24 protein-coding genes are annotated in these 25,803 nt (G+C 73.6%); 7 read left to right on the top strand and 17 right to left on the bottom strand.

Annotated features, from left to right (window positions below; genetic code table 11):
- Positions 1-17: 17 nt before the first annotated feature.
- The 8 genes from lysS to PH191_RS04000 form a co-directional block, all read right to left on the bottom strand.
- A complete protein-coding gene (gene lysS / locus PH191_RS04035) occupies positions 18-1,676 on the bottom strand; it encodes a lysine--tRNA ligase (RefSeq protein WP_274193327.1) in 1,659 nt (552 codons plus the stop codon).
- Positions 1,677-1,731: 55 nt separating this feature from the next.
- Positions 1,732-2,523, bottom strand: coding sequence for a fumarylacetoacetate hydrolase family protein (locus PH191_RS04030; protein ID WP_274193326.1), 792 nt, complete (start codon positions 2,521-2,523; stop codon positions 1,732-1,734).
- A gap of 28 nt (positions 2,524-2,551) precedes the next feature.
- Complete coding sequence (locus PH191_RS04025; protein WP_274193325.1) at positions 2,552-3,187, bottom strand: hypothetical protein; 636 nt, start codon at positions 3,185-3,187, stop codon at positions 2,552-2,554.
- Positions 3,188-3,550: 363 nt separating this feature from the next.
- Positions 3,551-4,597: a 3-isopropylmalate dehydrogenase gene (locus PH191_RS04020; protein WP_274193324.1), complete on the bottom strand. Its 1,047-nt coding sequence runs from the start codon at positions 4,595-4,597 to the stop codon at positions 3,551-3,553.
- Positions 4,598-4,781: 184 nt separating this feature from the next.
- Positions 4,782-6,377 (bottom strand): phosphoglycerate dehydrogenase, encoded by a 1,596-nt coding sequence (serA, locus tag PH191_RS04015; protein WP_274193323.1) that lies wholly within the window; start codon positions 6,375-6,377, stop codon positions 4,782-4,784.
- 238 nt (positions 6,378-6,615) lie between these two features.
- Positions 6,616-7,638: a ketol-acid reductoisomerase gene (gene ilvC / locus PH191_RS04010; protein ID WP_274193322.1), complete on the bottom strand. Its 1,023-nt coding sequence runs from the start codon at positions 7,636-7,638 to the stop codon at positions 6,616-6,618.
- Between the two features lie 56 nt (positions 7,639-7,694).
- Positions 7,695-8,201 carry an acetolactate synthase small subunit gene (ilvN, locus tag PH191_RS04005; RefSeq protein WP_274193321.1) on the bottom strand — a complete coding sequence of 169 codons (507 nt, stop codon included), beginning with the start codon at positions 8,199-8,201 and terminating at the stop codon, positions 7,695-7,697.
- Entirely contained in the window at positions 8,198-10,111 is a 1,914-nt protein-coding gene (locus PH191_RS04000) for an acetolactate synthase large subunit (protein ID WP_274193320.1), read from the bottom strand. The genes ilvN and PH191_RS04000 overlap by 4 nt, the downstream gene beginning before the upstream one ends.
- 336 nt (positions 10,112-10,447) lie before the next feature.
- On the opposite strand from PH191_RS04000, the gene PH191_RS03995 reads away from it, so the two are divergent.
- From PH191_RS03995 to ilvD, 5 genes are read left to right on the top strand one after another with little or no spacing between them, the layout of a single operon-like run.
- On the top strand, positions 10,448-10,765 hold the full coding sequence (locus PH191_RS03995; protein WP_274193319.1) for a hypothetical protein: 318 nt from the start codon (positions 10,448-10,450) through the stop codon (positions 10,763-10,765).
- A gap of 11 nt (positions 10,766-10,776) precedes the next feature.
- Positions 10,777-11,673: a hypothetical protein gene (locus tag PH191_RS03990; protein WP_274193318.1), complete on the top strand. Its 897-nt coding sequence runs from the start codon at positions 10,777-10,779 to the stop codon at positions 11,671-11,673.
- Positions 11,654-12,424, top strand: coding sequence for a hypothetical protein (locus PH191_RS03985; protein WP_274193317.1), 771 nt, complete (start codon positions 11,654-11,656; stop codon positions 12,422-12,424). Before PH191_RS03990 ends, PH191_RS03985 begins: the two co-directional genes overlap by 20 nt.
- Before the next feature lie 54 nt (positions 12,425-12,478).
- On the top strand, positions 12,479-13,096 hold the full coding sequence (locus tag PH191_RS03980; protein WP_274193316.1) for a PH domain-containing protein: 618 nt from the start codon (positions 12,479-12,481) through the stop codon (positions 13,094-13,096).
- Between the two features lie 57 nt (positions 13,097-13,153).
- Positions 13,154-15,004 (top strand): dihydroxy-acid dehydratase, encoded by a 1,851-nt coding sequence (gene ilvD / locus PH191_RS03975; RefSeq protein WP_274193315.1) that lies wholly within the window; start codon positions 13,154-13,156, stop codon positions 15,002-15,004.
- Positions 15,005-15,061: 57 nt separating this feature from the next.
- On the opposite strand, the gene PH191_RS03970 is transcribed toward ilvD, so the two are convergent.
- From PH191_RS03970 to PH191_RS03960, 3 genes are all read right to left on the bottom strand, one after another.
- Complete coding sequence (locus PH191_RS03970) at positions 15,062-15,244, bottom strand: hypothetical protein (RefSeq protein WP_274193314.1); 183 nt, start codon at positions 15,242-15,244, stop codon at positions 15,062-15,064.
- A 106-nt stretch (positions 15,245-15,350) separates the two neighbouring features.
- On the bottom strand, positions 15,351-16,280 hold the full coding sequence (locus PH191_RS03965; RefSeq protein ID WP_274193313.1) for a 2-hydroxyacid dehydrogenase: 930 nt from the start codon (positions 16,278-16,280) through the stop codon (positions 15,351-15,353).
- 24 nt (positions 16,281-16,304) lie between these two features.
- Complete coding sequence (locus tag PH191_RS03960; RefSeq protein ID WP_274193312.1) at positions 16,305-16,940, bottom strand: alpha-ketoglutarate-dependent dioxygenase AlkB family protein; 636 nt, start codon at positions 16,938-16,940, stop codon at positions 16,305-16,307.
- A 140-nt stretch (positions 16,941-17,080) separates the two neighbouring features.
- Here PH191_RS03960 and PH191_RS03955 point away from each other — a divergent pair, with 140 nt between their 5' ends.
- Entirely contained in the window at positions 17,081-18,250 is a 1,170-nt protein-coding gene (locus tag PH191_RS03955) for a PQQ-dependent sugar dehydrogenase (protein ID WP_274193311.1), read from the top strand.
- A 117-nt stretch (positions 18,251-18,367) separates the two neighbouring features.
- On the opposite strand, the gene PH191_RS03950 is transcribed toward PH191_RS03955, so the two are convergent.
- The 4 genes from PH191_RS03950 to gatC all read right to left on the bottom strand — a co-directional run bounded on the left by PH191_RS03950 (position 18,368) and on the right by gatC (position 22,400).
- Entirely contained in the window at positions 18,368-18,856 is a 489-nt protein-coding gene (locus PH191_RS03950; protein WP_274193310.1) for a hypothetical protein, read from the bottom strand.
- A gap of 180 nt (positions 18,857-19,036) precedes the next feature.
- A complete protein-coding gene (gatB, locus tag PH191_RS03945) occupies positions 19,037-20,557 on the bottom strand; it encodes an Asp-tRNA(Asn)/Glu-tRNA(Gln) amidotransferase subunit GatB (protein ID WP_274193309.1) in 1,521 nt (506 codons plus the stop codon).
- Complete coding sequence (gatA, locus tag PH191_RS03940) at positions 20,554-22,107, bottom strand: Asp-tRNA(Asn)/Glu-tRNA(Gln) amidotransferase subunit GatA (protein WP_274193308.1); 1,554 nt, start codon at positions 22,105-22,107, stop codon at positions 20,554-20,556. Before gatA ends, gatB begins: the two co-directional genes overlap by 4 nt.
- Positions 22,104-22,400 carry an Asp-tRNA(Asn)/Glu-tRNA(Gln) amidotransferase subunit GatC gene (gene gatC / locus PH191_RS03935; RefSeq protein WP_274193307.1) on the bottom strand — a complete coding sequence of 99 codons (297 nt, stop codon included), beginning with the start codon at positions 22,398-22,400 and terminating at the stop codon, positions 22,104-22,106. The genes gatA and gatC overlap by 4 nt, the downstream gene beginning before the upstream one ends.
- Before the next feature lie 299 nt (positions 22,401-22,699).
- On the opposite strand from gatC, the gene PH191_RS03930 reads away from it, so the two are divergent.
- On the top strand, positions 22,700-23,359 hold the full coding sequence (locus tag PH191_RS03930; protein WP_274193306.1) for an ACT domain-containing protein: 660 nt from the start codon (positions 22,700-22,702) through the stop codon (positions 23,357-23,359).
- A gap of 6 nt (positions 23,360-23,365) precedes the next feature.
- Here the strand turns inward: PH191_RS03930 and PH191_RS03925 are convergent, their stop codons facing one another.
- Together PH191_RS03925 and PH191_RS03920 are read right to left on the bottom strand one after the other, a co-directional pair.
- A complete protein-coding gene (locus tag PH191_RS03925) occupies positions 23,366-24,757 on the bottom strand; it encodes an FAD-binding oxidoreductase (protein WP_274193305.1) in 1,392 nt (463 codons plus the stop codon).
- Positions 24,758-24,939: 182 nt separating this feature from the next.
- On the bottom strand, positions 24,940-25,758 hold the full coding sequence (locus tag PH191_RS03920; RefSeq protein ID WP_274193304.1) for a 3-keto-5-aminohexanoate cleavage protein: 819 nt from the start codon (positions 25,756-25,758) through the stop codon (positions 24,940-24,942).
- Positions 25,759-25,803: the final 45 nt, after the last annotated feature.

Below are 25,803 nucleotides of genomic sequence, written 5' to 3'. Positions count from 1 at the left end.
TGGCCCTGCAGCCGGGATCAGCCGCCCAGCAGGTGCCGCACCCGCTCGGGGCCGGCGGCGAGGAGCAGGGTGGGCAGGCGCGGGCCGGTGTCGGCGCCGATCAGCAGCCGGTAGACCGTGACGAAGAAGCGGCGCTGCGCGGCCTTGAGCTCGTCGGTGGGCTTGACGTCGAGCGGGAGCCCCGCCTGCTTCTTGGGCACGCCGTAGACCAGCGTCGTCAGGCCGTCGAGCGACCAGTCGTCGGTGAGGTGGTCGCGCAGCATCGCGACGGCCTCGCGGTCCTGCTCGTCGAGCTCGCCGAGCAGACCGGCGTCCGGCTCCCCGCGCAGCCGGGTGTGCGCGTCCTCGGGCATGTAGGTCGCGACCCAGGCGGCGGCGCGGTCGAGGCGCGGGCGCGCGCCGTCGGGCGTCGCGTCCAGCCCGGCCAGGATGCGCTCGAGCTGGGCGGGGTCGCCCGCGGTGATGTCGACGACCGACGCGAGCGTCCGGTAGGCCACCGGCTCCGGGGTCGTCGGCAGCGCGCGCTCGGCCGTCGTCACGGCGCGGAGGTGGCCGGTGGTCTCGATGCCACCGGCCGTCCCGGCGGCCACCTTGCGCCCCAGGGCGTCCCACTCGTCGTAGAGGCGGTGGATCTCCTGGTCGAACGCGACCTTGATCGCCTGGTTGGGGCGGCGGCGGGCGAACAGCCACCGCAGCACCGGCACCTCGAGGATCTCGAGGGCGTCGCCGGGCGTGGGCACCGACCCGCGCGAGCTCGACATCTTCGCCTGCCCGGTGATGCCGACGAACGCGTACATGGGGCCGATCGGGGCCTCGCCGCCGAAGACCTCGTCCACGATCAGCCCGCCGACCTGGAACGACGAGCCGGGCGAGGAGTGGTCGACGCCCGAGGGCTCGAAGTGCACGCCCTCGTAGGCCCAGCGCATCGGCCAGTCGACCTTCCACACGAGCTTGCCGCGCGTGAACTCCCGCAGCAGCACCGTCTCGGAGGACCCGCACGCGCACGTGTAGGTCATCTCCGTGGTGTCGTCGTCGTAGGCGGTGACCGTGGTGTCGTCGCGCCCGCAGGCCCCGCAGTAGGGCTTGAACGGGAAGTACTCGCTCCCGGTGACGACGTCGCCGCCGTCATCGGGGTCGTCGTTCTCCGGGGTCTCCTTCTTCTTCGTGCGGAAGCGCCCGAGGATGCCGTCGATCCGGGCGCGCTCGCGCATCGCGAGCAGCACCTGGTCGCGGTAGGCGCCCGACGTGTACTGCTCGGTCTGGCTGATCCCGCGGTAGGGCACGCCCAGCTCGTCGAGCGCGGCGATCATCGGCGCCTTGAAGTGCTCCGCCCAGTTCGGGTGCTCGCTGCCCGCCGGCGCCGGCACCGCGGAGAGCGGCTTGCCGATGTGCTCCTCCCACGCGGGGTCGATCCCGGCGGGGAGGCGGCGGAAGCGGTCGTAGTCGTCCCACGAGATCAGGTGCTCGCAGTCGTACCCGCGGCGGCGGATCTCGTCGGCGACGAGGTGCGGGGTCATGACCTCGCGCAGGTTGCCCAGGTGGATCGGGCCCGAGGGGCTCAGGCCGGACGCGCAGACGATCTTCTGGTGCGGATGGCGCCGCGTGGCGGCCTCGATCACCTCGTCGGCCATCGTCGACACCCAGTCCGGCTCCGGTGTCCCGGCCGTCTCCACCACCTGCGCGCGCCCCTTCGGTCCCGACGAATCGATCCCGTCCAGGGTACGGGGCGGCCTAACGCGCCTGGACGGGGTTGGTCAGCGAGCCGATGCCCTCGACGGTGACGCTGACCTGCTGGCCCGACGCCATCGGCCCGACGCCCGCCGGGGTGCCGGTGAGGATCACGTCGCCCGGCAGCAGGGTCATCACCCGCGAGATGTAGGCGATGAGCTCCTCGACGGGGTGCAGCAGCAGGTGCGTGCGGGAGTCCTGGCGGACCTCACCGTCGAGCTCGGTGCGGATCGCGAGGTCACCGGGGTCGATGGTCGTCTCGATCCAGGGCCCGAGGGGGCAGAAGGAGTCGTAGCCCTTCGCCCGCGTCCACTGCCCGTCGGCCTGTTGGAGGTCCCGGGCGGTGACGTCGTTGGCCACCGTGTAGCCCAGGACGACGTCGCGGGCGCGGGCCTCGGGGACGTCGCGGCACGGCCGGCCGATGACGATCGCGAGCTCGCCCTCGTAGTCGACGCGCTGCGAGTCGGGCGGCAGCTGGATCGCGACGCCGGGGCCGATGACCGTGGTCGAGGGCTTCATGAAGATCAGCGGCGCGGGCGGGGCCTCGCCGCCCATCTCGCTGACGTGGTCGGCGTAGTTCTTGCCGATGCACACGACCTTGGTGGGCAGGATCGGCGCGAGCAGCCGGACGTCGGCCAGCGGCCAGGTCCGTCCGGTGAAGGTCGGGTCGCCGAACGGGTGCTCGGCGATCTCGGCGCAGATGTCTCCGCCGTCGGGCTCACCGCCCGCGGTGGTGGGCGACTGCAGGGCGGCGAACGACACACCGTCCGCGTGGGTGATCCGGGCGAGACGCACGGGCGCGGACCCTATCCCGACCCGCGTCTCACGGCTCGCCCGCGGCCGTCGGGGGCTGCTCGTCGACCCACTCCCAGGGCTCGCTGCCGGCCAGCTCGGCGTTGAGCGCCTCCACCGTCGTCCCACCGCGCAGCGCCGTGATCCAGACGCCCTGGTCGACCCAGAGCCAGGCGAGGCGCCGCCCCCGCGCGTGGGCGGCGCGCGCCACGGTGAGGTGGACGACGGTGCTGGGGTACTTCGCGGCACCGCGGTAGTCGAGATCGTGGACGTCGTCACCGAGGCGGAGGGCGATGCGGTGGCGCTCGCCGATCTCGAGGTGCTCGAGGCGCACGGTCAGCGCGTCGCCGACCAGCCGGGCGAGGTCGTCCACGTGGCCGGCCACGGTGTCGGCGAGCTGCTCGCCGTGGCCGTCGTGGAAGGCCAGGGCGGCGAGGTACTCGTCGGCGTCGACGCCGGGGTGCCAGTACTCGGCCTCCTGGAGCGCCCCGAGCACCGTGCCGGCGGTGACGGGCTCGCCGGCGTCGGCCACGGACTCCCGCAGGTCCGCGGGGTCGGGGAGCCGGGGCGCGAGGATCCCGGCGCGCCCGAGGATCTCGACGATCCGCGCCAGCTCCTCGTACCCGTGCTTCGACAGCGCGGGCGGGGCTTGGGGTGGGGGCGGCACACGGGGTGTGCCAGCGCTGCGTCCACGCTTGCACTCAACGCCAGGAAATCCGCTTCGATCATGTGCGGGAGCCGGCGCGGCTCTGGCGCGGCGCACGCTGCGCCACGCCATCGTGCCGAGCACCCCGAGGCCCAGGGGCGGCGAGCAGGAACGGGGACGCGCGGTCCGGCGCCGACCGGTCCGGGGCACCGTCCGCAATGAGCCCGAGAACGACGAAGTACGCCGCGACCCCGATGCCGCACGCCAGCTCCACCCCGGCGACGACGAGGTCCCACCGCCGCGCACTCATGATCGACGCGGGTTTCCTCGCACCCAGTGCAAGCGTGGACGCAGGGCTTGCACCGACCGGTGCGGTCCCGACTACTACGCCGGGGTGCGGGTGCCCGCGGCGGAGGAGACCAGGGCGGCGAGGCGGTCGCCGACCGCGTGGGTGCCGCCCGGGTTGGTGTGGTCGCGGGTGGCGAGGTCGAACGCCACGGCGGCCTCGACCCGGCGGGCCAGCTCAGGCTCGCCGAGGTGGTCGAGCAGCAGGGCCACCGAGAGGATCGCGGCCGTGGGGTCGGCGATGCCCTTGCCCGAGATGTCGGGCGCGGACCCGTGGACCGGCTCGAACATGCTCGGGTTGGCGCGCGAGACGTCGAGGTTGCCCGACGCCGCGATGCCGATGCCGCCGGTGACCGCCGCCGCGAGGTCGGTGAGGATGTCGCCGAACAGGTTGTCGGTGACGATCACGTCGTAGCGGCCCGGGTCGGTGACCATGTGGATCGTCGTCGAGTCGACGTGCTGGTAGTCGACGGCGACGTCCGGGTGCTCGAGCGAGACCTCCTCGACCACGCGCGACCACAGCGAGCCGGCGTGGGTGAGCACGTTGGTCTTGTGCACCAGCGTCAGCTTGCGGCGCGGACGCAGCGAGGCGCGGGTGAAGGCGTCCCGCACGACGCGCTCGACGCCGAACGCGGTGTTGATGCTGACCTCGGTGGCGATCTCCTGCGGGGTGTCCTTGCGCAGCAGGCCGCCGGTGCCCGCGTACGGGCCCTCGGTGCCCTCGCGGACCACGACGAGGTCGATCTCCTGGGCCGCCGACAGCGGCCCGCGCACCCCGGGGTACAGCCGGGCGGGGCGCAGGTTGACGTGGTGGTCGAGCTCGAAGCGCAGGCGCAGCAGCAGCCCGCGCTCGAGGATGCCGCTGGGCACCGACGGGTCGCCGACCGCGCCGAGCAGGATCGCGTCGTGCTCCCGCAGCTCGGAGAGCACCGATTCGGGCAGCAGCTCACCCGTCGAGTGCCAGCGCGCCGCACCGAGGTCGTACTGGGTGGTCTCCACCGAGGGAGCGACCTCGTCGAGGACCTTGAGCGCTTCGCCGACGACCTCGGGACCGATGCCGTCGCCGGGCACCACCGCGAGTCGCATCCGCAACAACCTCCACGAGCGGGTCGCCCCGCGACGGGGTGACCGGGGCCGACTCGCGGAGACTACTAGGCGTGTCGGTCGATCACGCAGCCGGATCGCCGGATCGTTGGAGTTCGTTGTCCGACCGGGTTGCTGCGCCCGGCGGGGTTTGGGCCACGGGCCCTCACCCCACCGGACGAAACGGTCACCCGAAGCTGATCAGCCGCGTCGTCCGCGCCCCGAGGGTCGCCCCGATGGGCTCGAGGACCTCCGTCGCGACCGGCTGGTCGACACGGAGCAGCATGATCGACGACGACTTGTCCCGCGTCTGCGACATCTGCGCGGCCTCGATGTTGACGTCCGACTCGCCGAGCATCGTGCCGACGACGCCCATCGCCCCGGGGCGGTCCGAGTACTCGAAGAGCAGGACGTCGCCCTCGGCGCGCAGGTCGAAGCTGCGGCCGTTGATCTCGACGAGCTTCTCGACCTCGTCCTCGCCGGTCAGCGTGCCCGACACCGAGATCGCGTCGCCGTCCTCGCGCACCGCGCGCAGGGTGACCATGCTGCGGTGGTTGGGGCTCTCGCTCTCGGTCTCGACGGCGACGGTGACACCGCGCTCCTCGGCCAGGGCCGGCGCGTTGACGAAGGTGACCGGCTCGTCGACGACCTCGCCGAACACCCCGCGCAGGGCGGCGAGCGACAGCACCGAGACGTCCTCGTGGGCGAGCTCGCCACGCACCAGCACCTGCAGCTCGCGCGGGGCGCCGACCAGGTCGGAGAGCAGCACGCCCAGCTTCTGGGTGATGCCCAGCCACGGCCGGACCTCCTCGCCCACCGCGCCGCCGGAGACGTTCACGGCGTCGGGCACGAAGTCGCCGCGCAGCCCGGCGAGCACCGAGTACGCGACGTCCGTGCCGGCGCGGTCCTGGGCCTCCGCGGTCGAGGCGCCGAGGTGCGGGGTCACCGTGACCCGGGGGAGCTCGAAGAGCGGGCTCGAGGTGGTCGGCTCGGTGACGTAGACGTCGACACCCGCGCCCGCCACGTGCCCGGAGCGCACGGCCTCGGCCAGCGCCTCCTCGTCGACGAGCCCGCCGCGTGCGGCGTTGATGATGATGACGCCCGGCTTGGTCTTGGCCAGCGCCTCCTTGCCGATGAGGCCCTGCGTCTCGGGGGTCTTCGGCAGGTGGATCGTCATCATGTCCGCACGGCCCAGGAGCTCGTCGAGCTCGACGAGCTCGATGCCGAGCTGGGTGGCGCGGCTCTGCGGCAGGTACGGGTCGTAGGCGATGACGTGCGTGCCGAACGACGCGATGCGGCTCGCGAACAGCTGCCCGATCTTGCCGAGGCCGATGACGCCGACGGTCTTGCCCTGGATCTCGACGCCGGAGAGCTTGCTGCGCTCCCACTTGCCGGCCCGCAGGCTCGCGTCGGCCTCGGGGATGCGCCGGGCGGTGGCCAGCAGCAGCGCCAGGGCGTGCTCGGCGGCGGAGACGATGTTCGAGGTCGGCGCGTTGACGACCATGACGCCGTGCGAGGTCGCGGCCGGGACCTCGACGTTGTCGAGCCCGACGCCGGCGCGCCCGACGATCTTCAGCTGCTTGGCGGCGTCGAAGACCTCGGCGTCGACCTGGGTGGCCGAGCGGACGAGCAGGGCGTCGGCGGTCGCCACGGCCTCGAGCAGGGCCGGGCGGTCGGTGCCGTCGACGGTGCGGATCTCGACCTCGTCGCCGAACACCTCCAACGTCGACGGCGCGAGCTTCTCGGCCATCAGGACGACGGGCTTGCTGGCGGCGGTGGTCATCGGTGAGTTCGCTCCAGGGGTCGGCGGTGGGTTCACGCCGACGAGCCCTGCACCTACCCGATGTCAACACACGCCGACGTGCTGCGGGGCATCGTCCCGCACTGACCGGGACCGTACCGACCCGGCGTGAACCGATTCACATGATCGGCGCGGAGCTCGCCGGGAACGAGCGAAGGGCACCATCCGCCGCTCTGTGCGGCTGATGGTGCCCTCCGCGCGGAGAGGAACCGGGCGCGACTCAGGTGGTCGGGCGGGCCATCCAGGGCATGAGGCCGCGGAGCTTCGCGCCGACCTGCTCGATCTGGTGGGCCTTGCCCTCCTCCTCGAGCTTGGTGAAGTTCGGGCGGCCGTTGTCGTCCTCGGCCACCCACTCGCGGGCGAAGGTGCCGTCCTGGATCTCGCCCAGGATCTTGCGCATCTCCTCCTTGACCGCGTTGTTGACGATGCGCGGGCCGCGGGTGAGGTCGCCGTACTCGGCGGTGTCGCTGATGGAGTACCGCTGGCCGTAGATGCCGTTCTCGTACATGAGGTCCACGATCAGCTTGAGCTCGTGGAGGCACTCGAAGTAGGCGATCTCGGGCTGGTATCCGGCCTCGACCAGCGTCTCGAACCCGGCCTGGACCAGCGCCGACGTGCCGCCGCAGAGCACGGCCTGCTCGCCGAAGAGGTCGGTCTCGGTCTCCTCGGTGAACGTCGTCTTGATGACGCCGGCGCGGGCGCCGCCGATGGCCGCGGCGTAGGCCAGCGCGAGCGCCTGGGCCCCGCCCGTCGCGTCCTGCTCGACGGCGATGAGGCACGGCACGCCCTTGCCGTCGACGAACTGGCGACGCACGAGGTGGCCGGGCCCCTTCGGGGCGACCATCGCGACGTCGATGTCCTTCGGCGGCTGGATGAGGTCGTAGCGGATGTTGAAGCCGTGACCGAAGAAGATCGCGTTGCCCGACTCGAGGTTCGGGGCGATGTCGTCGGCGTAGATCGTGCGCTGCTTGGTGTCCGGCGCGAGGATCATGATCACGTCGGCCTCGGCGGAGGCCTCGGCCGGCGTGACGACGCGCAGCCCCTCCTCCTGGGCGGCCGCGCGGGACTTCGACGCCTCCGGCAGGCCGACCCGCACGTCGACACCCGAGTCGCGCAGAGACAGCGCGTGGGCGTGACCCTGGCTGCCGTAGCCGATGACGGCGACCTTGCGTCCCTGGATGATCGAGAGGTCGGCGTCGGAGTCGTAGAAGACCTCGGCGTTGCCGGTGGTCGGGGCACTCATGGGCAGTACTACTTCCTTCCGGGAATGACGACCAGGCGTTGCTGGCTGGGTCGAACCTAACGGTGGTGTGCGGCGATGGAGCGCGGCCCACGGGACAGCGCGACCATCCCGGACTGCACGATCTCGCGGATGCCGTACGGCTCGAGCATGCGACGCAGGGCGTTGAGCTTGTCCTCGGTGCCGGTGGCCTCGACGGTGACCGCCTCGGGGGCGACGTCGACGACCTTGGCCCGGAACATCTGCGTGACCTCGAGGACCTGCGAGCGCACGCTCGCGTCCGCGCGGATCTTCATCATGACGAGCTCGCGCTGCACCGAGGTCGTCGGCTCCAGCTCCACGATCTTGATGACGTGGACGAGCTTGTTGAGCTGCTTCGTCACCTGCTCGAGGGGGAAGTCGTCGACGGTCACGCAGATCGTCATGCGCGAGATCCCCTCCTCCTCGGTGGGGCCCACGGCGAGCGACTGGATGTTGTAGCCGCGCCGCGAGAACAGGCCGGAGATGCGTGCGAGCACGCCGGGCTTGTCCTCGACGAGGACGGACAGGGTGTGTGTGGTGGTCATGCTGTCCCCCTCTCCTTATTGGCAACCTCGTCCGCTCCGCCCGCTTCCGGGTCGTCGAACAGCGGCCGGATGTCGCGGGCCGCCATGATCTGGTCGTTGCCCGTCCCGGCCGCGACCATCGGCCAGACCTGCGCGTCGGCGCCGACGGTGAAGTCGATGACCACCGGGCGGTCGTCGATGGCCATGGCCTCCGCGATCACCCGGTCGACGTCGTCCTTCGACCCGCAGCGCAGGCCCACGCACCCGAGCGCCTCGGCGAGCATGACGAAGTCGGGCACGCGGTGCTTGTGCGTGCCGAGCTCGGTGTTCGAGTAGCGCTCCTCGTAGAACAGGGTCTGCCACTGGCGGACCATGCCGAGGTTGCCGTTGTTGATGACCGCGACCTTGATCGGGATGCCCTCGATCGCGCAGGTCGCGAGCTCCTGGTTGGTCATCTGGAAGCAGCCGTCGCCGTCGATGCACCACACGGTGGTGTCCGGCCGGCCGACCTTGGCCCCCATGGCGGCGGGCACGCCGTAGCCCATGGTCCCGGCGCCGCCGGAGTTGAGCCACGTGCGCGGCTTCTCGTAGCGGATGAACTGCGCCGCCCACATCTGGTGCTGCCCGACGCCCGCCGCGTAGATGGCGTCGGGGCCGGCGATCGCCCCGATCCGCTCGATGACGTACTCGGGCGAGAGCGTGCCGTCGGGCGGGTCGTCGTAGCCCAGCGGGAACGTCGACCGCCAGCGCTCGAGCTGGTCCCACCAGTCGCGCTGCTGCTCGTGACGGCCGCTGCGGGCGTCCTCCCCCGCGGCCCGCAGGGCGCTCGTGAGCTCGATGATGACCTCGCGGGCGTCGCCCACGATCGGCACGTCCGCCGGCCGGTTCTTGCCGATCTCGGCCGGGTCGACGTCCGCGTGGACGATCTTCGCCTCGGGGGCGAAGGTCGAGAGGTCGCCGGTGACGCGGTCGTCGAACCGCGCCCCGAGGGCGATCAGCAGATCGGACTTCTGCATCGCCGCGACGGCGGCGACGGTGCCGTGCATACCCGGCATCCCCAGGTTCTGGCGGTGGCCATCGGGGAACGCGCCTCGGGCCATGAGGGTGGTGACCACGGGCGCGCCGGTCTCGTCGGCGAGGTCGAGGAGCTCGGTGGAGGCCTCGGCCTTGATCACACCGCCGCCGACGTAGAGCACCGGGCGACGCGCCTCGCCGATCAGGCGGGCGGCCTCCCGGATCTGCTTGGAGTGCGGCCGGGTGGTCGGCCGGTAGCCGGGCAGTCGGGTCTCGACCGGCCAGCTGAAGGTGGTCTGGGCCTGCAGGACGTCCTTGGGCAGGTCGACCAGGACCGGGCCGGGACGCCCGGTGGAGGCGATGTGGAACGCCTCGGTGATCGCCCGCGGGATGTCCGCCGGGTCGGTGACCAGCATGTTGTGCTTGGTGATCGGCAGCGTGATGCCGCAGATGTCGGCTTCCTGGAACGCGTCGGTGCCGATGAGCTTGCGGCCCACCTGCCCCGTGATCGCGACGATCGGCACCGAGTCGAGCATCGCGTCCGCGAGCGGCGTGACGAGGTTCGTCGCCCCCGGGCCGGAGGTCGCGATGCAGACGCCGACGCGGCCGGTGGCCTGCGCGTAGCCGGTGGCGGCGTGCCCCGCCCCCTGCTCGTGGCGCACGAGGATGTGGCGCACGAGCGTGGAGTCGTAGAGCGGGTCGTAGGCCGGGAGGATCGCGCCGCCGGGAATGCCGAAGACGACGTCGCAGCCGACGGCCTCGAGCGAGCGCACGAGGGACTGGGCCCCCGTCGCCGGGGAGGGGTCGACGCGGGCAGGACGAGGAGCGGCCGGACGGGTCGCGGGTTGCGCGGCCTGGTCCTGCTGCTCGGTCGGCACGCCGGAGCGCGGCGCCGGGCGCGGTCTGGCTGTGGTCATCGGTGATCAGCCTCTGGGGGATCAGGTACGAGTGTGTGAACGAGCCCCGGACACGAAAAAGCCCTCGCCGCCAGGAGGCGGAGAGGGCCGGCGCGTCAGCGAACTAGGCAGCGAGCACGAGGCTCGTCAGGCGCTGACGCGCCCGGCGAGTACGAGAATTCGCTGCATGCAAGGACCGTAGCACGCCCCGTCCCCCACCCAGCCACCGTGCCGTCGTGATCCGTCCCGCTCCCCGGGCGGCACCACGGAGCACCACGGATTGCGCAATCGGCCCTCGACGACCCCGGTCCGCTCGTACAGTCGGACGCCGCGCAGCACCGGGTGAGGGAGGGCCACATGACCGCGCCGGGCGGTGGGTTCCGGGTCGATCCCGCCGTCGTCGACGCCGCGGCCGTCGCGACGGGCGCCGCCGAGTCGACGATGCGGGCCTTCGGCGAGGAGATCGCCGCGGCGGCCACCGTCGCGGGGGGCGCGGCGGGCGAGGGGCCCCTCGGGGACGTCCTCGCCGCCTTCGGCGCCGGGGCACGGAGCCGCTCGGACGAACGCGGCCGCGAGGCCCGGGAGCTGTCGCAGGACCTGGCCGACAGCGCCGAGGCCTACCGCGGGCGTGACGGCGCGGCCGCGGCGTCCCTCGACACGGTCCCCGGCGGCTGAGTCGCACCGGGATGCCCCGCACTCTCGCCGGCGATCCCGTGGCGCTGCGCGCCGCCGCCGCCCGGCTGCGCGACGCGCGACGGACCGCGGAGGACGCGGCGCGCCAGGTGCAGGACGCGCTCGAGCGCACCACCGGCTCGTGGACCGGACGGGCCGCCGAGGCGTTCGCGGTCGCCGCCGTCGCCACCGCGGCGCGGTTACGGGCCGTCGCCGTCCTCGCGGACGCGGCCGGGCCGCTGGAGACCTACGCGGCCGAGCTCGAGGCGGCGCAGGGCCAGTGGGACGCGCACTTCGCCGCGGCGGCGGACAGCTACGGCACCGTCGGCTACGAGCCGGCCACCCGGGCGCTGACCGACGCGCAGGACCGCGCGCGGGCCGCCAACGAGCGCGCCGCCGCGGAGGTCGAGCGCATCGGGTCGGCGGCGAGCGACGCCCTGGCCGTCGAGCAGTCGCTGCGCACCACGACCAGCTTCGCCGTGGGCACCGGGCTCGGCGCGGTCGGCGCGCACCAGAACCTGCTGCGGGAGGCCGCGGCGGCGGCCCTGGACCCGGCGGCGAGGGCCGCGGCCGGCGCGCGGTACGCCGACGTGACGACGCTGGGCAACCGGCTGGCCTTCGTCGGCCCCGCCGCCGGGCAGTTGCTCTCGGACGCCGACAACCCCCGCTTCAGCACGGCGGAGCGCGCCGGGCGCGCGGCGGCGCAGGGCGCGACGGTGGGAGTCGGGGCCGTCGGTGGGGCCGCCGCGGGCGCCGCCCTCGGCACGCTGCTGTTCCCCGGTGTGGGCACCGCCGCGGGGTTCGCGCTGGGCGCCCTGGGCGGCTGGGGCGGGGCGGTGCTGATGGACGAGGTCAACGACGACGCCGTCGACCGGGTCGGGGAGCAGACCGATGACGTCGTCCCCGAGTGACGTCCCGCCGGTGCAGGGCTGGGCGGCCCTCGCCCTCGGCCTGGGCTGCGTCGTCGTGACGGTGCTGGTCTGGCGCGGCACGTGGCGCAGCTGGGTGGGCGGCCCGACCGGTTCGGCGCCGCTCTTCGTCTTCCCCGCCGGCGCCCTGCTCGCGTTCGACTACGCCGCGACCTTCGTCCTCCCCGAGGGCCGGACCGGGTCGCGGATCGCCGCGCCGTTGCTGCTCGCCGCGGTCCTGGTGATCATCCTCGGGCTGTGGGGCCCGTCGTGGTTCGGGCCGCGGTGGTACCGCCGACGCCACGCGCGGGGCACGGCGACGGCCGCCGCGGACCGGCAGCCGGCGCCTGAGCAGAACAGCGAGGCACTCGCCCGCAGCGCGCGCCGTCCGGCGAAGCCGGGCCGTCGGCGGCAGGCGGCGCTGCTCGAGCCCGGGCTCGGCGCCCCGGAGGGCACCGGCGAGCCCGACCTGGTGCCCGGGCACCTGCTCCTCTACCCCGACGAGATCGTGTTCTGCGCCGAGGCCGCCGACGACGCCGTGCGGCCCGGACCCACGATCCGCGCGATCCCCGCCGGCTCGGTCGTGACGATCGAGGTCACCCCGACCGCACGGAGGTGGGCGGCCCAGATCCGCTTCCCCACCGTCGCGATCCACACCCTCGACGGGACGACCCACCGCTTCGAGTGCGCCCGCGCCGGGGCCGTCGCCGACGACCTCGTCGGCCTCTACCGCGCCCGCCGCGCCCCGGGCTGAGCGCTCCGGCGGCACACCGCGCCCGGACACCGGCCTGCTGGCACCATCGTGGGAGTGAGCACCGAGCGGGGGACGACGGCAAGGACATCGGCGAGCACGACGGCGGCTACGACCGACGAGGTGCCGGCCCGCCCGGCGACGTTCCGGGCCGTCCCGATGCCGGCGCTGATCGCCGTCGGCTTCGTCGCGATCTGCATCTCCCCGATCGCGTTCCTCGGCGGCCCCTGGTTCCTGGTGTTCCTCCTCCCCCTCGCCCTGGGCTGGTGGGTGGTGCGCACGCGCACGACCGTCGACGTCGAGGCCCTGCGGGTGCGCTCGGCCTGGGGCTCGCACCGGCTCGCGTGGGACGACCTCGCCACCCTGCGCGTGGTCGAGCGCGGGTGGGTGCGCGCGGTGCGCGGCGACGAGACCGAGCTGGCGCTGGTTGGCGTCCGCACCCGCGACCTCGGCCGCGTCGCGCAGGCCAGCGGCGGGCGGATCACGATGCCGACGCCCGAGGAGGTCGAGGACGCCGCCGCGCACCAGCGCGAGCTCGAGGCCACGCGGATGCGGATCGCGAGGCTCCGCGAGGCCGAGCAGCAGACCGACCAGCAGACCGACCAGCAGACCGAGCAGGACACCGACCGGGACGCCGCCGACGCGACCCCGGGCGAGGGATCCGAGCGGGCGTAATCTCGGGCGGTCGTCCCCTGATCGTTTCCGCCACCTGATCGTCCTGTGAGGTCACCTGTGCCGCCGCTCCGCTCGCGCGTCACCACCCAGGGCCGCAACGCCGCCGGGGCGCGTGCCCTCTGGCGCGCCACCGGTCTCACCGACTCCGACTTCGGCAAGCCGCTGGTCGCGATCGCCAACTCCTACACGCAGTTCGTGCCCGGGCACGTGCACCTCAAGGAGATGGGCGAGCTGGTCGCGGGCGCGGTGCGCGAGGCCGGCGGCATCGCGCGCGAGTTCCACACGATCGCCGTGGACGACGGCATCGCCATGGGTCACGGCGGGATGCTGCACTCGCTGCCGTCCCGCGAGGTGATCGCCGACGGCGTCGAGCACATGGTGCAGGGCCACGCCGTGGACGCCCTGGTGTGCATCTCGAACTGCGACAAGATCACCCCGGGCATGCTCAACGCCGCGCTGCGGCTCAACATCCCGACGGTGTTCGTGTCCGGCGGACCGATGGAGGCCGGCAAGGCCGTCGTGGTCGAGGGCCTTGTCGGCTCAGCCCAGGCCCCGACCGACCTGATCACCGCGATCTCCGCCTCGGCGTCGGGTGCGGTCTCCGACGAGGGGCTCACCGAGGTCGAGCGCTCCGCCTGCCCCACCTGCGGGTCGTGCTCCGGGATGTTCACCGCGAACTCGATGAACTGCCTCACCGAGGCGCTCGGGCTCTCGCTGCCCGGCAACGGCTCCACGCTCGCGACGCACGCGGCGCGCCGCGAGCTGTTCCTCGACGCGGGCCGCACGGTCGTCGACCTGGCCCGGCGCTACTACGCCGAGGACGACGACTCGGTGCTGCCGCGGAACGTCGCGTCGCGCCACGCGTTCGAGAACGCGATGGCCCTCGACGTCGCGATGGGCGGCTCGACGAACACCGTGCTGCACATCCTCGCCGCCGCCCACGAGGCCGAGCTCGAGTTCTCGCTCGCCGACATCGACGCCGTGAGCCGGCGGGTGCCGTGCGTCTCGAAGGTCGCGCCGAACTCGTCGCACCACATGGAGGACGTGCACCGCGCCGGCGGCATCCCCGCGATCCTCGGCGAGCTCGACCGCGGCGGCCTGCTGCACCGCGACGTGCACACGGTGCACGCCCCCTCGCTCGACGCGTGGCTCGGCGCCTGGGACATCCGGGGCGGCTCGCCGTCCGAGGAGGCCCTCGAGCTGTTCCACGCCGCGCCCGGCGGGGTGCGCACCGTCGAGCCGTTCTCGACGACCAACCGGTGGTCGTCGCTCGACACCGACGGCGCCGACGGGGTGATCCACGACGTCGCGCACGCGTTCTCGGCCGACGGCGGGCTCGCCGTGCTCACCGGCAACCTCTCCCCCGACGGCGCCGTCATCAAGAGCGCAGGCCTGCCCGAGGACGGGCGGTTCTTCCGTGGCCCCGCGCGCGTGGTCGAGAGCCAGGAGGAGGCCGTCTCGATCATCCTCGGGAAGCAGGTGCAGCCCGGCGACGTGATCGTCGTGCGCTACGAGGGCCCCGCCGGCGGCCCCGGCATGCAGGAGATGCTGCACCCGACCGCGTTCCTCAAGGGCGCGGGCCTCGGCGCGGTGTGCGCGCTGGTCACCGACGGCCGGTTCTCCGGCGGCTCGAGCGGCATCTCCGTCGGGCACGTCTCCCCCGAGGCGGCGGCCGGCGGCACGATCGGGCTCGTGCAGGAGGGCGACGAGATCCTCCTCGACGTCGACGCCCGCCGCATCGAGCTGCTCGTCGACGACGAGGTGCTCGCCGAGCGCCGCGCCAAGATGGAGGCCTCGGAGCGTCCGTGGCAGCCCGCCGTCGACCGCAACCGCCACCTCACCAGCGCCCTGCGCGCCTACGCGAAGCTCGTCACCTCGGGCGCGACGGGCGCGGTCCGCTCCGTCTAGGTCGCTTCTCCGGTGGCGAATCCCGCGCTGGGCGCGGGGTTCGCCACCGAGGTCCCGTCACCGCGCCGGAGACCGGTGCGATGCCGCGCGCAGCGCGTCGGCGATCCGGCGGCACTCGTCGCGCGTGAGCACGACCGTGTGCCGGCCCAGGGCCATCACCGCGAACGGGTCGCCGTCCTCGACCTCGACCCGCACGATCTCCTCGCCCGCCCCTGTGCTGACGCTCGTCCACGCTGTCATCGCCCACTCCGCTCCGACGTCGTCCACGTCTCGACGCGTGGGCGTACCACCCTTTGTACATACTTGCGTGCTGCCTAGCAAGTAAGACATCAGGGTGGGTGAGCGCTCAGTACCCGTTGATGACCAGGTTCGGCGGGTCCTCCCCGCGGGCGACGGCCTCGAGCTGGGTGTGCACGACGCGGTAGGCCCGCTCGAGGTGCCCGGGGACGCTGCCGCCGACGTGCGGAGTGATCAGCAGGTTCGGCGCGGACCACAGCGGGTGGTCGGCGGGCAGGGGCTCGGGGTCGACGACGTCGACCGCGGCGCGCAGGCGCCCGGACCGCAGCTCGGCGAGCAGGGCGTCGGTGTCGACCACCGGGCCGCGCGCGGCGTTGACCAGCAGCGCGCCGTCGGGCATCGCGGCGAGGAAGGCGGCGTCCACGAGACCGCGGGTCTCGTCGGTCAGCGGGACGAGGAGCACGACGACGTCGTGGTCGCCCAGCAGGTCGGGCAGCTCCGAGGTGGCGTGCACGCCCTCGCGGGCCCGCCGCCCGACGCGGGTGATGGTGGCGACGTCGAAGGTCTCCATCCGGCGCGCGGTCTGGTCGGCGAGGTCGCCCGCGCCGACGAGCAGGACGCGCTTGCCGGTGAGCGTGTCGGTGATGTGCTGGTCCCAGCGGCCCTCGTCCTGGGCGCGCACGAACGGCGGGATCTCGCGCAGCACGGCGAGGGTCGCGGCGAGCACCCACTCGGCGGTGACCCCGCCGTGCGCGCCCTGGCAGTCGGAGAGCTGCACGCCGTCGGGGAGCCGGCCCACCCACATCTCCGCGCCGGCCGAGAGCAGCTGCACCAGCCGCAGGTCCGGGCAGCGTTCGACCAGCTTCAACGCGTCGGTCGTCGCGAGGAAGCCGGGGATGAGCACCGCGGCCCGTTCCGCGGCGTCGGGCAGGGAGGCGGCCTGCTCGTCGTAGCGGACGAGCTCGAGGCCGTCGATGTCGGCGAGCGCGGCCTCTCCCTCGTCGTGGGGCACCAGCACGGTCACGGGTTCGGCGCTCACGGGGCGGGAGGGTAGTCGCCGGCGTCAGTCCTGCAGGCCGGACACCCGCAGCGTGATGTTGATGCGGCCCTCGGGCAGGCCGATGTCCTCGACGGCGAAGGACGGCACCATCCTCGGCACCCCGTGGTAGGCCAGCCGGTTCTCCCGTCCGAACACCACGAGGTCCCCGGAGTCGAGCACCAGGTCGGTGTACGGACGCCCGCGGTTCTCGGTGTTGCCGATGCGGAAGACACACGCCGCCCCGAGGCTCAGCGACACCACCGGGTCGTCGGCGGCCTCGTCGCGGTCCTGGTGCATACCCATGCGCGAGTCCGCGCCGTAGAAGTTGACCAGGGCGATGTCCGGGCGGTAGCCGGCCCCGGCCGCCGGGTCGTCGTACGCGGCGGCGACCGCCTCACGCCCCAGGTCGGCGAGCCACGTCGGGAGAGGCAGGACGGCGGAACCGTCCTGGTCGTCGCGGGTGCGCGAGTAGCGGTAGGGAATCCAGTGCCAGCCCAGGCACACCGTCTCGACGCTCATCTGCCCGCCCCGGGGCAGCCGTGCCGCCCGCGCCCCGGGCCCGTGGGCGGCCCACCGGCGGCACGCCGCGACGAGACCGCGCCGGCGCTCGACGTCGAGCCAACCGGGTACGTGCACGACGCCGGGCGCCACCTCTCCCATGCCCTCAGCCTCCCGTGTGCCGCCCCCCGAGGGAGGAACACCGTCCGCCCCGCGTCGGTGGCCGTGGTGATCTCGTGGCGATCTCCGTCGTGCCCCCGTCTCACGGCCGGCACAGCAGGGGACGCCTAGTGTGTCGAGCCGTGTCCGGTCCGTCGCGGTACGTGCTGCTGATCGCCGCGCTGACCACGCTCGCGGCGCTGCTCGCCGGCTGTGCGCAGTTCCCCGACGCCGGGCAGCAGCCCTGGCGCGAGCGCCCCGACCTCTCCGCCGAGCGGGCGCCGCAGCCGCAGCTGCCCGAGACCGGCGAGCCCACGCCGGCACCGAACTCGGACGGGCCCTCGGTGCCCCCGCCGTGCGTCGACCCCGACCCGCAGGTCGTCGCCACCTGCCTCGCGCCGATGTCCGCCGTCGTGACGCTGCCGGGCGGGACCGCCGCCCTGGTGGCCGAGCGCACGACCGGGCGCATCCTGCGCGTCGCCCCCGAGGAGACCCCCGAGACCGTGGCGACGGTGCCCGTCGACGCGGCGGGCGACGGGGGGCTCACCTCGCTGGCACTCTCCCCCTCCTACGCGGAGGACCAGCTCCTCTACGCCTACGCCACCACCCCGGGCGGCAACGCCGTCCTGCGGATCGCGCCCGGGGACGTGCCCAAGACGGTGCTGGGCGGCATCCCGCGCGGGGCGTCGGGCAACAGCGGCGCGGTCGGGGTCGAGCCCGACGGCACCCTGCTCGTGGCCACGGGCGACGGCGGCGACCGGGCGGCGGCGGCCTCGCCCACCTCGCTGGCCGGCAAGCTCCTGCGCATCGACCCGTTCGGCCGGCCCGTCCCGGGCACGCCGGACCCGGCGTCGCCGGTGGTGGGCAGCGGGCTGCACGCCCCCGGCGACGTGTGCGCGGACGCGGCGACCGGCGTCAGCTGGGTCACCGACCGGGCGGGACCGCGCGACGTCCTGCTGGCCGTGCGGCCCGGGGTCGCGCCGGGCCCGAACGCGGCCGCCGCCCCGGCCTGGACGTGGCCCGAGCGACCGGGAGTGGCCGGGTGCGCGGCGCTGCCCGGCACCCTCGTCGTCGGGCTCCGGGGCTCGAGCGCGATGTTCGTCCTGCGGCCCACGCCCCAGGGCGGGTTCGTCGGCACCCCGCAGGCGGTGCTGGCGGGCACCTACGGGCGGATCACCGGCACCGACGTCGCCTCCGACGGCCTGATCTGGTTCACCACGGCCAACAAGGACGGCGGCGGCCCCGTCACGCCCACCGACGACCGCGTCGTGCGCATCCGTCCGCCCTCGGGCGGAGCCAGCGGGGCCGACTAGCGGTCCTGAGGAGCGTGCCCTCGGAGGGAACAGCCCCCGGACGCACCGCGGCCCCGGTCCTCCCCCGGGCAGGGAGGAGGACCGGGGCCGCGGGTCCGTCCTGATCTGGGGAGCGGATCAGGAGAACGAGAGCATGCTGGAGCCGCTCGAGATCGCGTCGTCGATCTGCTGGGCACCGGAACCGGTGGCGTCGTGGACGTGACCGGAGACCTCGTTGACCGAGCCGGAGATCTCCTGCTCGGTGTCGGTGGCCTGGCTGCCGACCGGGATGCCGTTGTCGTTCGCCGCGGTCTGCAGGTCCGAGGTCACCGCCGAGGTGATGCGGTTGACGTCGTGCTGGGCCGCGGAGGCGTGGCCGCCGACGAACTCCTCGCCGCCCTTGACGGTCGTGGGCACGTCCGTCTCGGGGAGCTCCTGCAGGCCCTCGACGTTGCTGGTCGCCACGTCCTCGAGGGTGGACGACGTGTTGTCGAAGTTCGGCGCCTCGGCGGCGAACGCGAACGACGCAGTGCCGCCCGTCAGCGCGAGCGCCGCGGCCGCGGTCAGTGCGCCCCGGCCGGCGATCTTGCCGACCGTGCTCGCCTGGCGGGCACTGTGTGCACCCATTCGACCCTCCTGGGTAGTTCATCTGGCTTCGGGGGATGAACCGGACGGTCGTACACCACCGATCGATGGTGACGCCCGGTTCAGAAGCCGCTACACGCTGCTTCCTGAATCACCCAACGGAGGGATCTCGTTCGGGTTACGGGGAGGTCTCGAAAAAGATGTTGTCCGGACGATTCCGAATCACTGGCAGCGCTCGAGCACCAGCTCCTGGACACGGGCGGCGTCCGCCTGCCCCCGGGTGGCCTTCATCACCGCGCCGACGATCGCCCCGGCCGCCTTGGTCTTGCCCGCGCGGATCTTCTCGGCCACGGCCGGCTGGGCGGCCAGCGCCTCGTCCACCGCGGCGGCCAGCGCGCTCTCGTCGCTGACCACGGCCAGTCCCCGCCCGGTGACCACGTCGTCGGGCTCGCCCTCGCCCGCGAGGACGCCGTCGACGACCTGGCGCGCCAGCTTGTTGGTCAGCGTGCCCTCCTCGACCAGCGCGATGACCCGGGCGAGCTGCGCCGGCGTGATCGCGAGCCCGGTCAGGGCGACGCCCGCCGCGTTGGCCTGCTGGGACAGGTACGAGACCCACCACGAGCGCGCGGCCTCCGGCGGGGCGCCGGCGTCGACGGTGTCGGCGACGAGGTCGAGCGCGTCGGCGTTGACCAGGTCGCGCAGCTCCTCGTCCGAGAGGCCCCAGTCGGTCTGGATGCGCGCGCGACGCTCCCAGGGGCGCTCGGGCAGGGCGGCGCGCAGCGTCTCCACCCAGTCGCGCGAGGGCTCCAGCGGCGGGAGGTCGGGCTCCGGGAAGAAGCGGTAGTCGGCGAAGGTCTCCTTCGGCCGGCCCGGCGAGGTGGTCCCCGACTGCTCGTCGAAGTGCCGGGTCTCCTGGCGGATGGTGCCGCCGGAGAGCAGCACGCCGGCGTGGCGGCCCATCTCGTAGCGGACAGCGCGCTCCACCGACCGCAGCGAGTTGACGTTCTTGGTCTCGGTGCGGGTGCCGAACTCCGTCGCGCCCTTCGGCATGAGCGACACGTTGGCGTCGCAGCGCATCGAGCCCTGGTCCATCCGGACGTCGGACACCCCGAGCCCGCGCAGGACGTCGCGCAGCGCCGTGACGTAGGCGCGCGCCACCTCGGGGGCGCGGACGCCGGCCCCGATGATCGGCTTGGTGACGATCTCGATCAGCGGGACGCCGGAGCGGTTGTAGTCGAGCAGCGAGTAGTCCGCGCCGTGGATGCGCCCGGTGGCCCCGCCGACGTGCAGGGACTTGCCGGTGTCCTCCTCCATGTGCGCGCGCTCGATCTCCACGCGCCAGGTGGTGCCGTCGTCGAGCGGCACGTCGAGGTAGCCGTCGAAGACGATCGGGTCCTCGTACTGGGAGATCTGGAAGTTCTTCGGCATGTCCGGGTAGAAGTAGTTCTTCCGGGCGAAGCCGGAGCGCTCCCGGACCTGGCAGTTCAGCGCCAGGCCGATCTTGATCGCGGACTCGACGGCGGTGCCGTTCAGCCGCGGCAGCGAGCCCGGCAGACCCAGGCACACCGGGCAGACGTGGGTGTTGGGCTCCGCGCCGAAGGCGTTCGCGCAGCCGCAGAACATCTTCGTCTCGGTGTTGAGCTCCACGTGCACCTCGAGCCCCATGACGGGGTCGAACTGCTCGCAGACCTCCTCGACGGTGTAGGGAGCGGACTCGACGCCAGGGGTCGACACAGCCGTCATCGGGAGCCCTCCAGAGCACGGAGTTCGGGGATGCGGGGCCCGGCGTCCGACGCCGACGCGCGCGCGGTCTCGTAGGCCGCCGCGACCCGGTAGGCGCGGTCGTCGGCCAGGGCGGGCGCCATGATCTGCATGCCGACCGGCAGCTGGTCGTCGGCCGCGAGGCCGCAGGGCACCGAGAGCGCGGCGTTGCCGGCGAGGTTCGACGGGATCGTGCAGAGGTCGGCGAGGTACATCGCCAGCGGGTCGTCGGTGCGCTCGCCGATCGGGAACGCCGTGGTGGGCGTCGTCGGCGAGACCAGCACGTCGCACGTCTCGAACGCGGCGGTGAAGTCGCGGACGATCAGCGTGCGGGCCTTGAGCGCCTTGCCGTAGAGCGCGTCGTACGAGCCGGCCGACAGGGCGTGCGTCCCGATCATGATGCGGCGCTTGACCTCGGCGCCGAACCCCTTCTCGCGCGTCTGGGACATCACCTCGTCGGTGGACTGCGAGCCGTCGTCGCCGACTCGCAGCCCGTAGCGCATGGCGTCGAAGCGGGCCAGGTTGCTCGAGGCCTCGCTCGGCGCGATGAGGTAGTAGGCCGGCAGGGCGTAGGAGAACGACGGGCACGAGACCTCGACGACGTCGGCGCCCAGCTCACCCAGCACGCGCACGGCGTCGGTGAACGCGGCGAGCACGCCGGGCTGGTAGCCCTCGCCGGAGAACTGGGTGACGATGCCGACGCGCACCCCCGCGAGGTCGCCCCGGGCACCGGCCAGCGCGGCCTCGACCACCGGCGGCAGCGGGCCGTCGACCGACGTCTGGTCGCGCGGGTCGTGCCCGCCGATCACCTCGTGGAGCAGCGCGGCGTCGAGCACCGACCGGGCGCACGGCCCGATCTGGTCCAGCGACGACGAGAACGCGACGAGCCCGTAGCGCGAGACCGTGCCGTAGGTGGGCTTGACCCCGACGGTGCCGGTGACCGCGCCGGGCTGGCGGATCGAGCCGCCGGTGTCCGACCCGAGGGCCAGCGGCGCCTCGCCCGCGGCCACCGCCGCCGACGACCCGCCGCCGGAGCCGCCGGGGATGCGCGCGAGGTCCCAGGGGTTGCGGGTGGTGCCGAACGCCGAGTTCTCGGTCGAGCTGCCCATGGCGAACTCGTCGAGGTTGGTCTTGCCCAGCGGGATCAGGCCGGCCGCCCGCAGCCGGGCGACGACGGTGGCGTCGTAGGGCGGACGCCAGCCGTCGAGGATCGCCGACGCGCAGGTGGTGGGCATGTCGGTGGTGGTCATGTTGTCCTTGACCGCCACCGGGACGCCGGCCAGGGGCGAGACGGGCCCGCCCTCGGCCACCGCGCGGTCGACCGCCTCGGCCGCCGCGAGGGCGCCCTCGGCGTCGACGTGCAGGAAGGCGTGCACGCCGCCGGGGCCGTCGACGGCTTCGATGCGCTCCAGGTGGGCCCGGGTGACCTCGACCGACGAGACCTCGCGGGCGTGGATGCGCCGGGCCAGCTCACCGGCGTCGAGGGAGATCAGCTCGCTCTGTCCTCCCGTCGCTGCGCTCGCCTCGCTCACAGCTCCTCCCCCAGGATCCGCGGCACGCGGAAGCGGCCCTCCTCGGCGGCGGGTGCGCCCGCCAGAGCGGTCTCGCGCGGCAGCGAGGGCTCCGTGGTGTCGGGGCGCAGCACGTTCGTCCGCGGCACCACCTGCGCCGTCGGCGGGATGTCGTCCGGGATGTCGCCCACCGCCGAGACCGTGTCCACGATCGCGTCGATCTGGCGCGAGAACGTGTCCAGCTCGTCGTCGGTCACCGCGAGGCGGGCCAGGCGGGCGAGGTGGGCGACGTCGTCGCGGGTGATGTCGGACATGTCCCTCCGGGGTCGTGCACGATGGTCGGGTCGAGATCCGCGCGGCGCCGGGTGAGAGGTCGTCTCCCGGGACGTCGGGCCGAGCTCCGTTGCGTCTCCCGCACGCGAAACACCCAGTCTAGGACCGCGCCGACCCGGGCCTCGACGAGGTTTGCCCGGAGGCGTCGTGTGATCGTCACTCGCCCCCGCGGGGGTCGGCCTGGGAGGATGCGCCGGGTCCGCGGCGGGTACCAGGCCGCACGCGGGGTCCACGTCGGTGTCGGGAGACTCGCGAGAGTCTCGGGGGGTCGAGGAGGGCCGTGACCTACTTGCTGCGCGTGGTGCTGCCCGACAGGCCCGGCACCCTCGGGGCCCTGGCCTCGGCGCTCGGTACCGAGGGCGCGGACATCCTCTCCGTCGACGTCGTCGAGCGCGGCGCCGGGACGGCCGTGGACGACCTCGTCGTGGACATGCCCAGCTCGCGGCCCCCCGACGTGCTCATCACCGCCGCGGAGTCCGTGCACGGCGTGGTGGTCGAGTCGGTGCGGCCGTTCGCGGGCGCCCTGGACACCACGCGCGAGCTGGAGCTGGTCGAGGCCGTCGCCGCCCGACCCGAGATGGGCGTGACGCTGCTGGCCGAGGGCGTGCCGGGCCTCTTCCGCTCGGCGTGGGCGCTGGTCACCGAGGCCACGGGCACCGGGGCCGGGGTGCGCCGTGTGGCCTCGAGCGCCGCGGCGCCGGAGACCGAGGCCACCGAGCTCGCCTGGCTGCCGCTGGACAAGGCGACCGTGCTCGACCCCGCCGGCGGGCACGTCGTGCCGGAGGCCTGGACCGCCCTCGACACCGAGCTGGCCGCCGCGCCCGTCGGCCGGCCCGAGCGGGCGCTGGTCGTCGGCCGCCCCGGCGGGCCCGCGTTCCGGCCGTCCGAGCTCGCCCGCCTCTCCCACCTCGCCGGGATCGTGGCGACGATCGTGGGCTGACGACCCTCAGGGCGCGGGCAGGATGTTCGTGTTCCGGTGGAACACGTTCTCCGGGTCGTACGCCGCCTTGATGCGCTGCAGGCGCGGGTACTTCGTGCCGTAGGCGCTCGGCACGCGGTGGCCGTCGTCGCCGCCCAGCGCGTTCACGTATGCGCCCGTGCCCATGGCGTGGGGCGCGAGCGCGTCGAAGAAGCCGCGCACCCAGGCGCGCTCGGCCGACTGCGCGCCGGCGTCGGGCGCCATCCCGATGATGAAGGTGCACAACCGCGGCGAGCGCCCCCCGCTGAACGCCGTGCTCGCCTCGTCGGCCGCGGAGAACGCCCCGCCGAGCGCGAAGAAGTGGACGGCCGACATCGGCGAGACCATGTCGGCAGCCCGCTCGACGATCACGTCGACGGCCTCGTCGGTGAACGCCTCGAGGTAGAGGGACTTCTCGTAGGCGTGGGCACCCCAGGCGAAGCCCTCGTCGAACATCTGCTGCAGCGCGGTGTAGGGCATGGGTGTGACCAGCTCGAAGAGCGGCGGCAGGGCACTCCGCAGGCGGTCGACGACGCCACGGTGGCTCTCCTCGCCGCCGAAGCCCACCGCGACGAGAGCGAAGACGAGGCGGGAGTGGTGCTCGTCGGGCACGAACGGTTCGGGCGGCGCGTGCAGAGCCACCACCTGGAAACTCACGTCGGGCGGGAGATCAGGAATGACCCCGCGCGCCATCCGCAGCGCGTCGGCCGCCCGGTCCATGCCGTAGAAGAGCATGGCCAGGTCGATCTGCGGGCCCACCTCGTGCAGCGCGAACTCGAACTCGGTGACGATCCCGAAGTTCCCGCCACCACCGCGAATGGCCCAGAACAGGTCCGGGTTCTCGTCCGCCGCCGCGCGCACGACCCGTCCGTCGGCGAGGACGACCGTCGCCGACACGAGGTTGTCGATCGTCAGCCCGTGCTGGCGCGTCAGCCAGCCCATGCCGCCACCGAGGGTGATCCCGGCGACCCCGGTGTGGCCGATCTCGCCGGACGGCACGGCCAGCCCGTGGATCTGGGTGGCGGCGTCGAGGTCCCTCAGCAGCGCACCGCCCCCGACCGTGGCACGCCGGGCCTCCGGATTCACCTCGACGTCGTTCATGCGGCTCAGGTCGATGACGATCCCGGCGTCCCCGACGCACATCCCCGCCATCGAGTGGGCGCCGCTCCGCACGGACATCTCGAGCGAGGAGCCGCGCGCGAAGGACACCGCCGTCGCGACGTCCTCGGTGGTGGCGCAGTAGACGAGGACGGCCGGTCTCCGGTCGATGTCGGCGTTCCACACCCGCCGGGCCTCGTCGTACCCCGGGTCCTCCGGGGTGACGACGGTGCCGGACAGCGAGGCGCGCAGATCGTCGAACCGCGAAACGACGTAGGTCATGGTCGTGCTCCGTCCCCGTGGATCGCGTCAGCGGAGCGATCTGGGTCCGGGGCTCCTGACGTCCCGACGGACTCCGGCCGCGCGACTCTCCGTATCGTCGCGCTGGGCCGGACGAGGTCCCATACGTAGAACTACGCAGGGCCCTGCGCCCGCACGGTGACGCGGTGTGACGACCGCAGGGATCAGCGGCGGTGCTCGGCCCGGGACCCGGGCCAGAGCGGCGAGGACCGCAGGCCGCCCGCGCGGGTGCCGTTGCGGCGGCGCTCGTAGCGCCCGGCCACGTCCTTGCCCAGGGCGTAACGCACGAGCTCCTCGTTGCCCGTGGCGAGCCACGTGCCGTCGGGACCCTTGAGGGTGTCCTCGAAGCCGATGCGGGTGTCGAGGTTGTTGCGCTTGGCGTACTCGAGCACCGGCCAGGCGCCGGCCTCCTCGCCGTGCAGCAGGATCGGCGCGGGCACGGGACCGAGGGCCTTGAGGATGCGGACGGCCTCGGCCACCGCGGTGTCGGGATCGGTGACCGTGACCTCCGCGAGGACGCGGGCGGTGCCCCGCGGAAGGCCGGCCTGCTTGAGCTGCACGGCGTCGCCGGTGGTCCAGACACCCAGCTCGATGCCGATGTCGACGGCGTCGAGCGCCTCGCAGACCCGCTGCCAGCCCCGCTCGTGCACGTTGACGGCAGCGACGTCGGGGCGGGCGTGCTCGGGCAGGCGGCCCCACTGGGCGATGATCTCGGTGCGCCGCATGGGGTCGGGCTCGACCCACCGCGCGGTGGTGACCCCGATCTCGATCTCCGGGGCCTCCCGGCGGATGGCGTCGACGACCGTGCCGATCACCCGCGGGTCGAGGCTCTCCTGGCCGTCGCGATCACGGGGATGGACGTGCAGGCTCGCGACGCCGAGGGCGGCCACGGCGCGGGCGTCCCGGGCGAGGTGGCGTGGGCTCATGGGGACCGCGGGGTACACGTCGGCCGGTCGGGCACCGTTGAGGCAGCACTGCAGCACCGCGGCGACCCTCCCTCCACCTGCGACCCAGGGCCCTGAGTTCCA

Origin of the sequence: Actinomycetospora callitridis (genome assembly GCF_028737265.1) — a bacterium.
GTDB classification, from domain to species: Bacteria; Actinomycetota; Actinomycetes; order Mycobacteriales; family Pseudonocardiaceae; genus Actinomycetospora; species Actinomycetospora callitridis.
The sequence above is the reverse complement of the archived record's forward strand: the minus strand, read 5'-3'. Positions and strand labels throughout refer to the sequence as shown.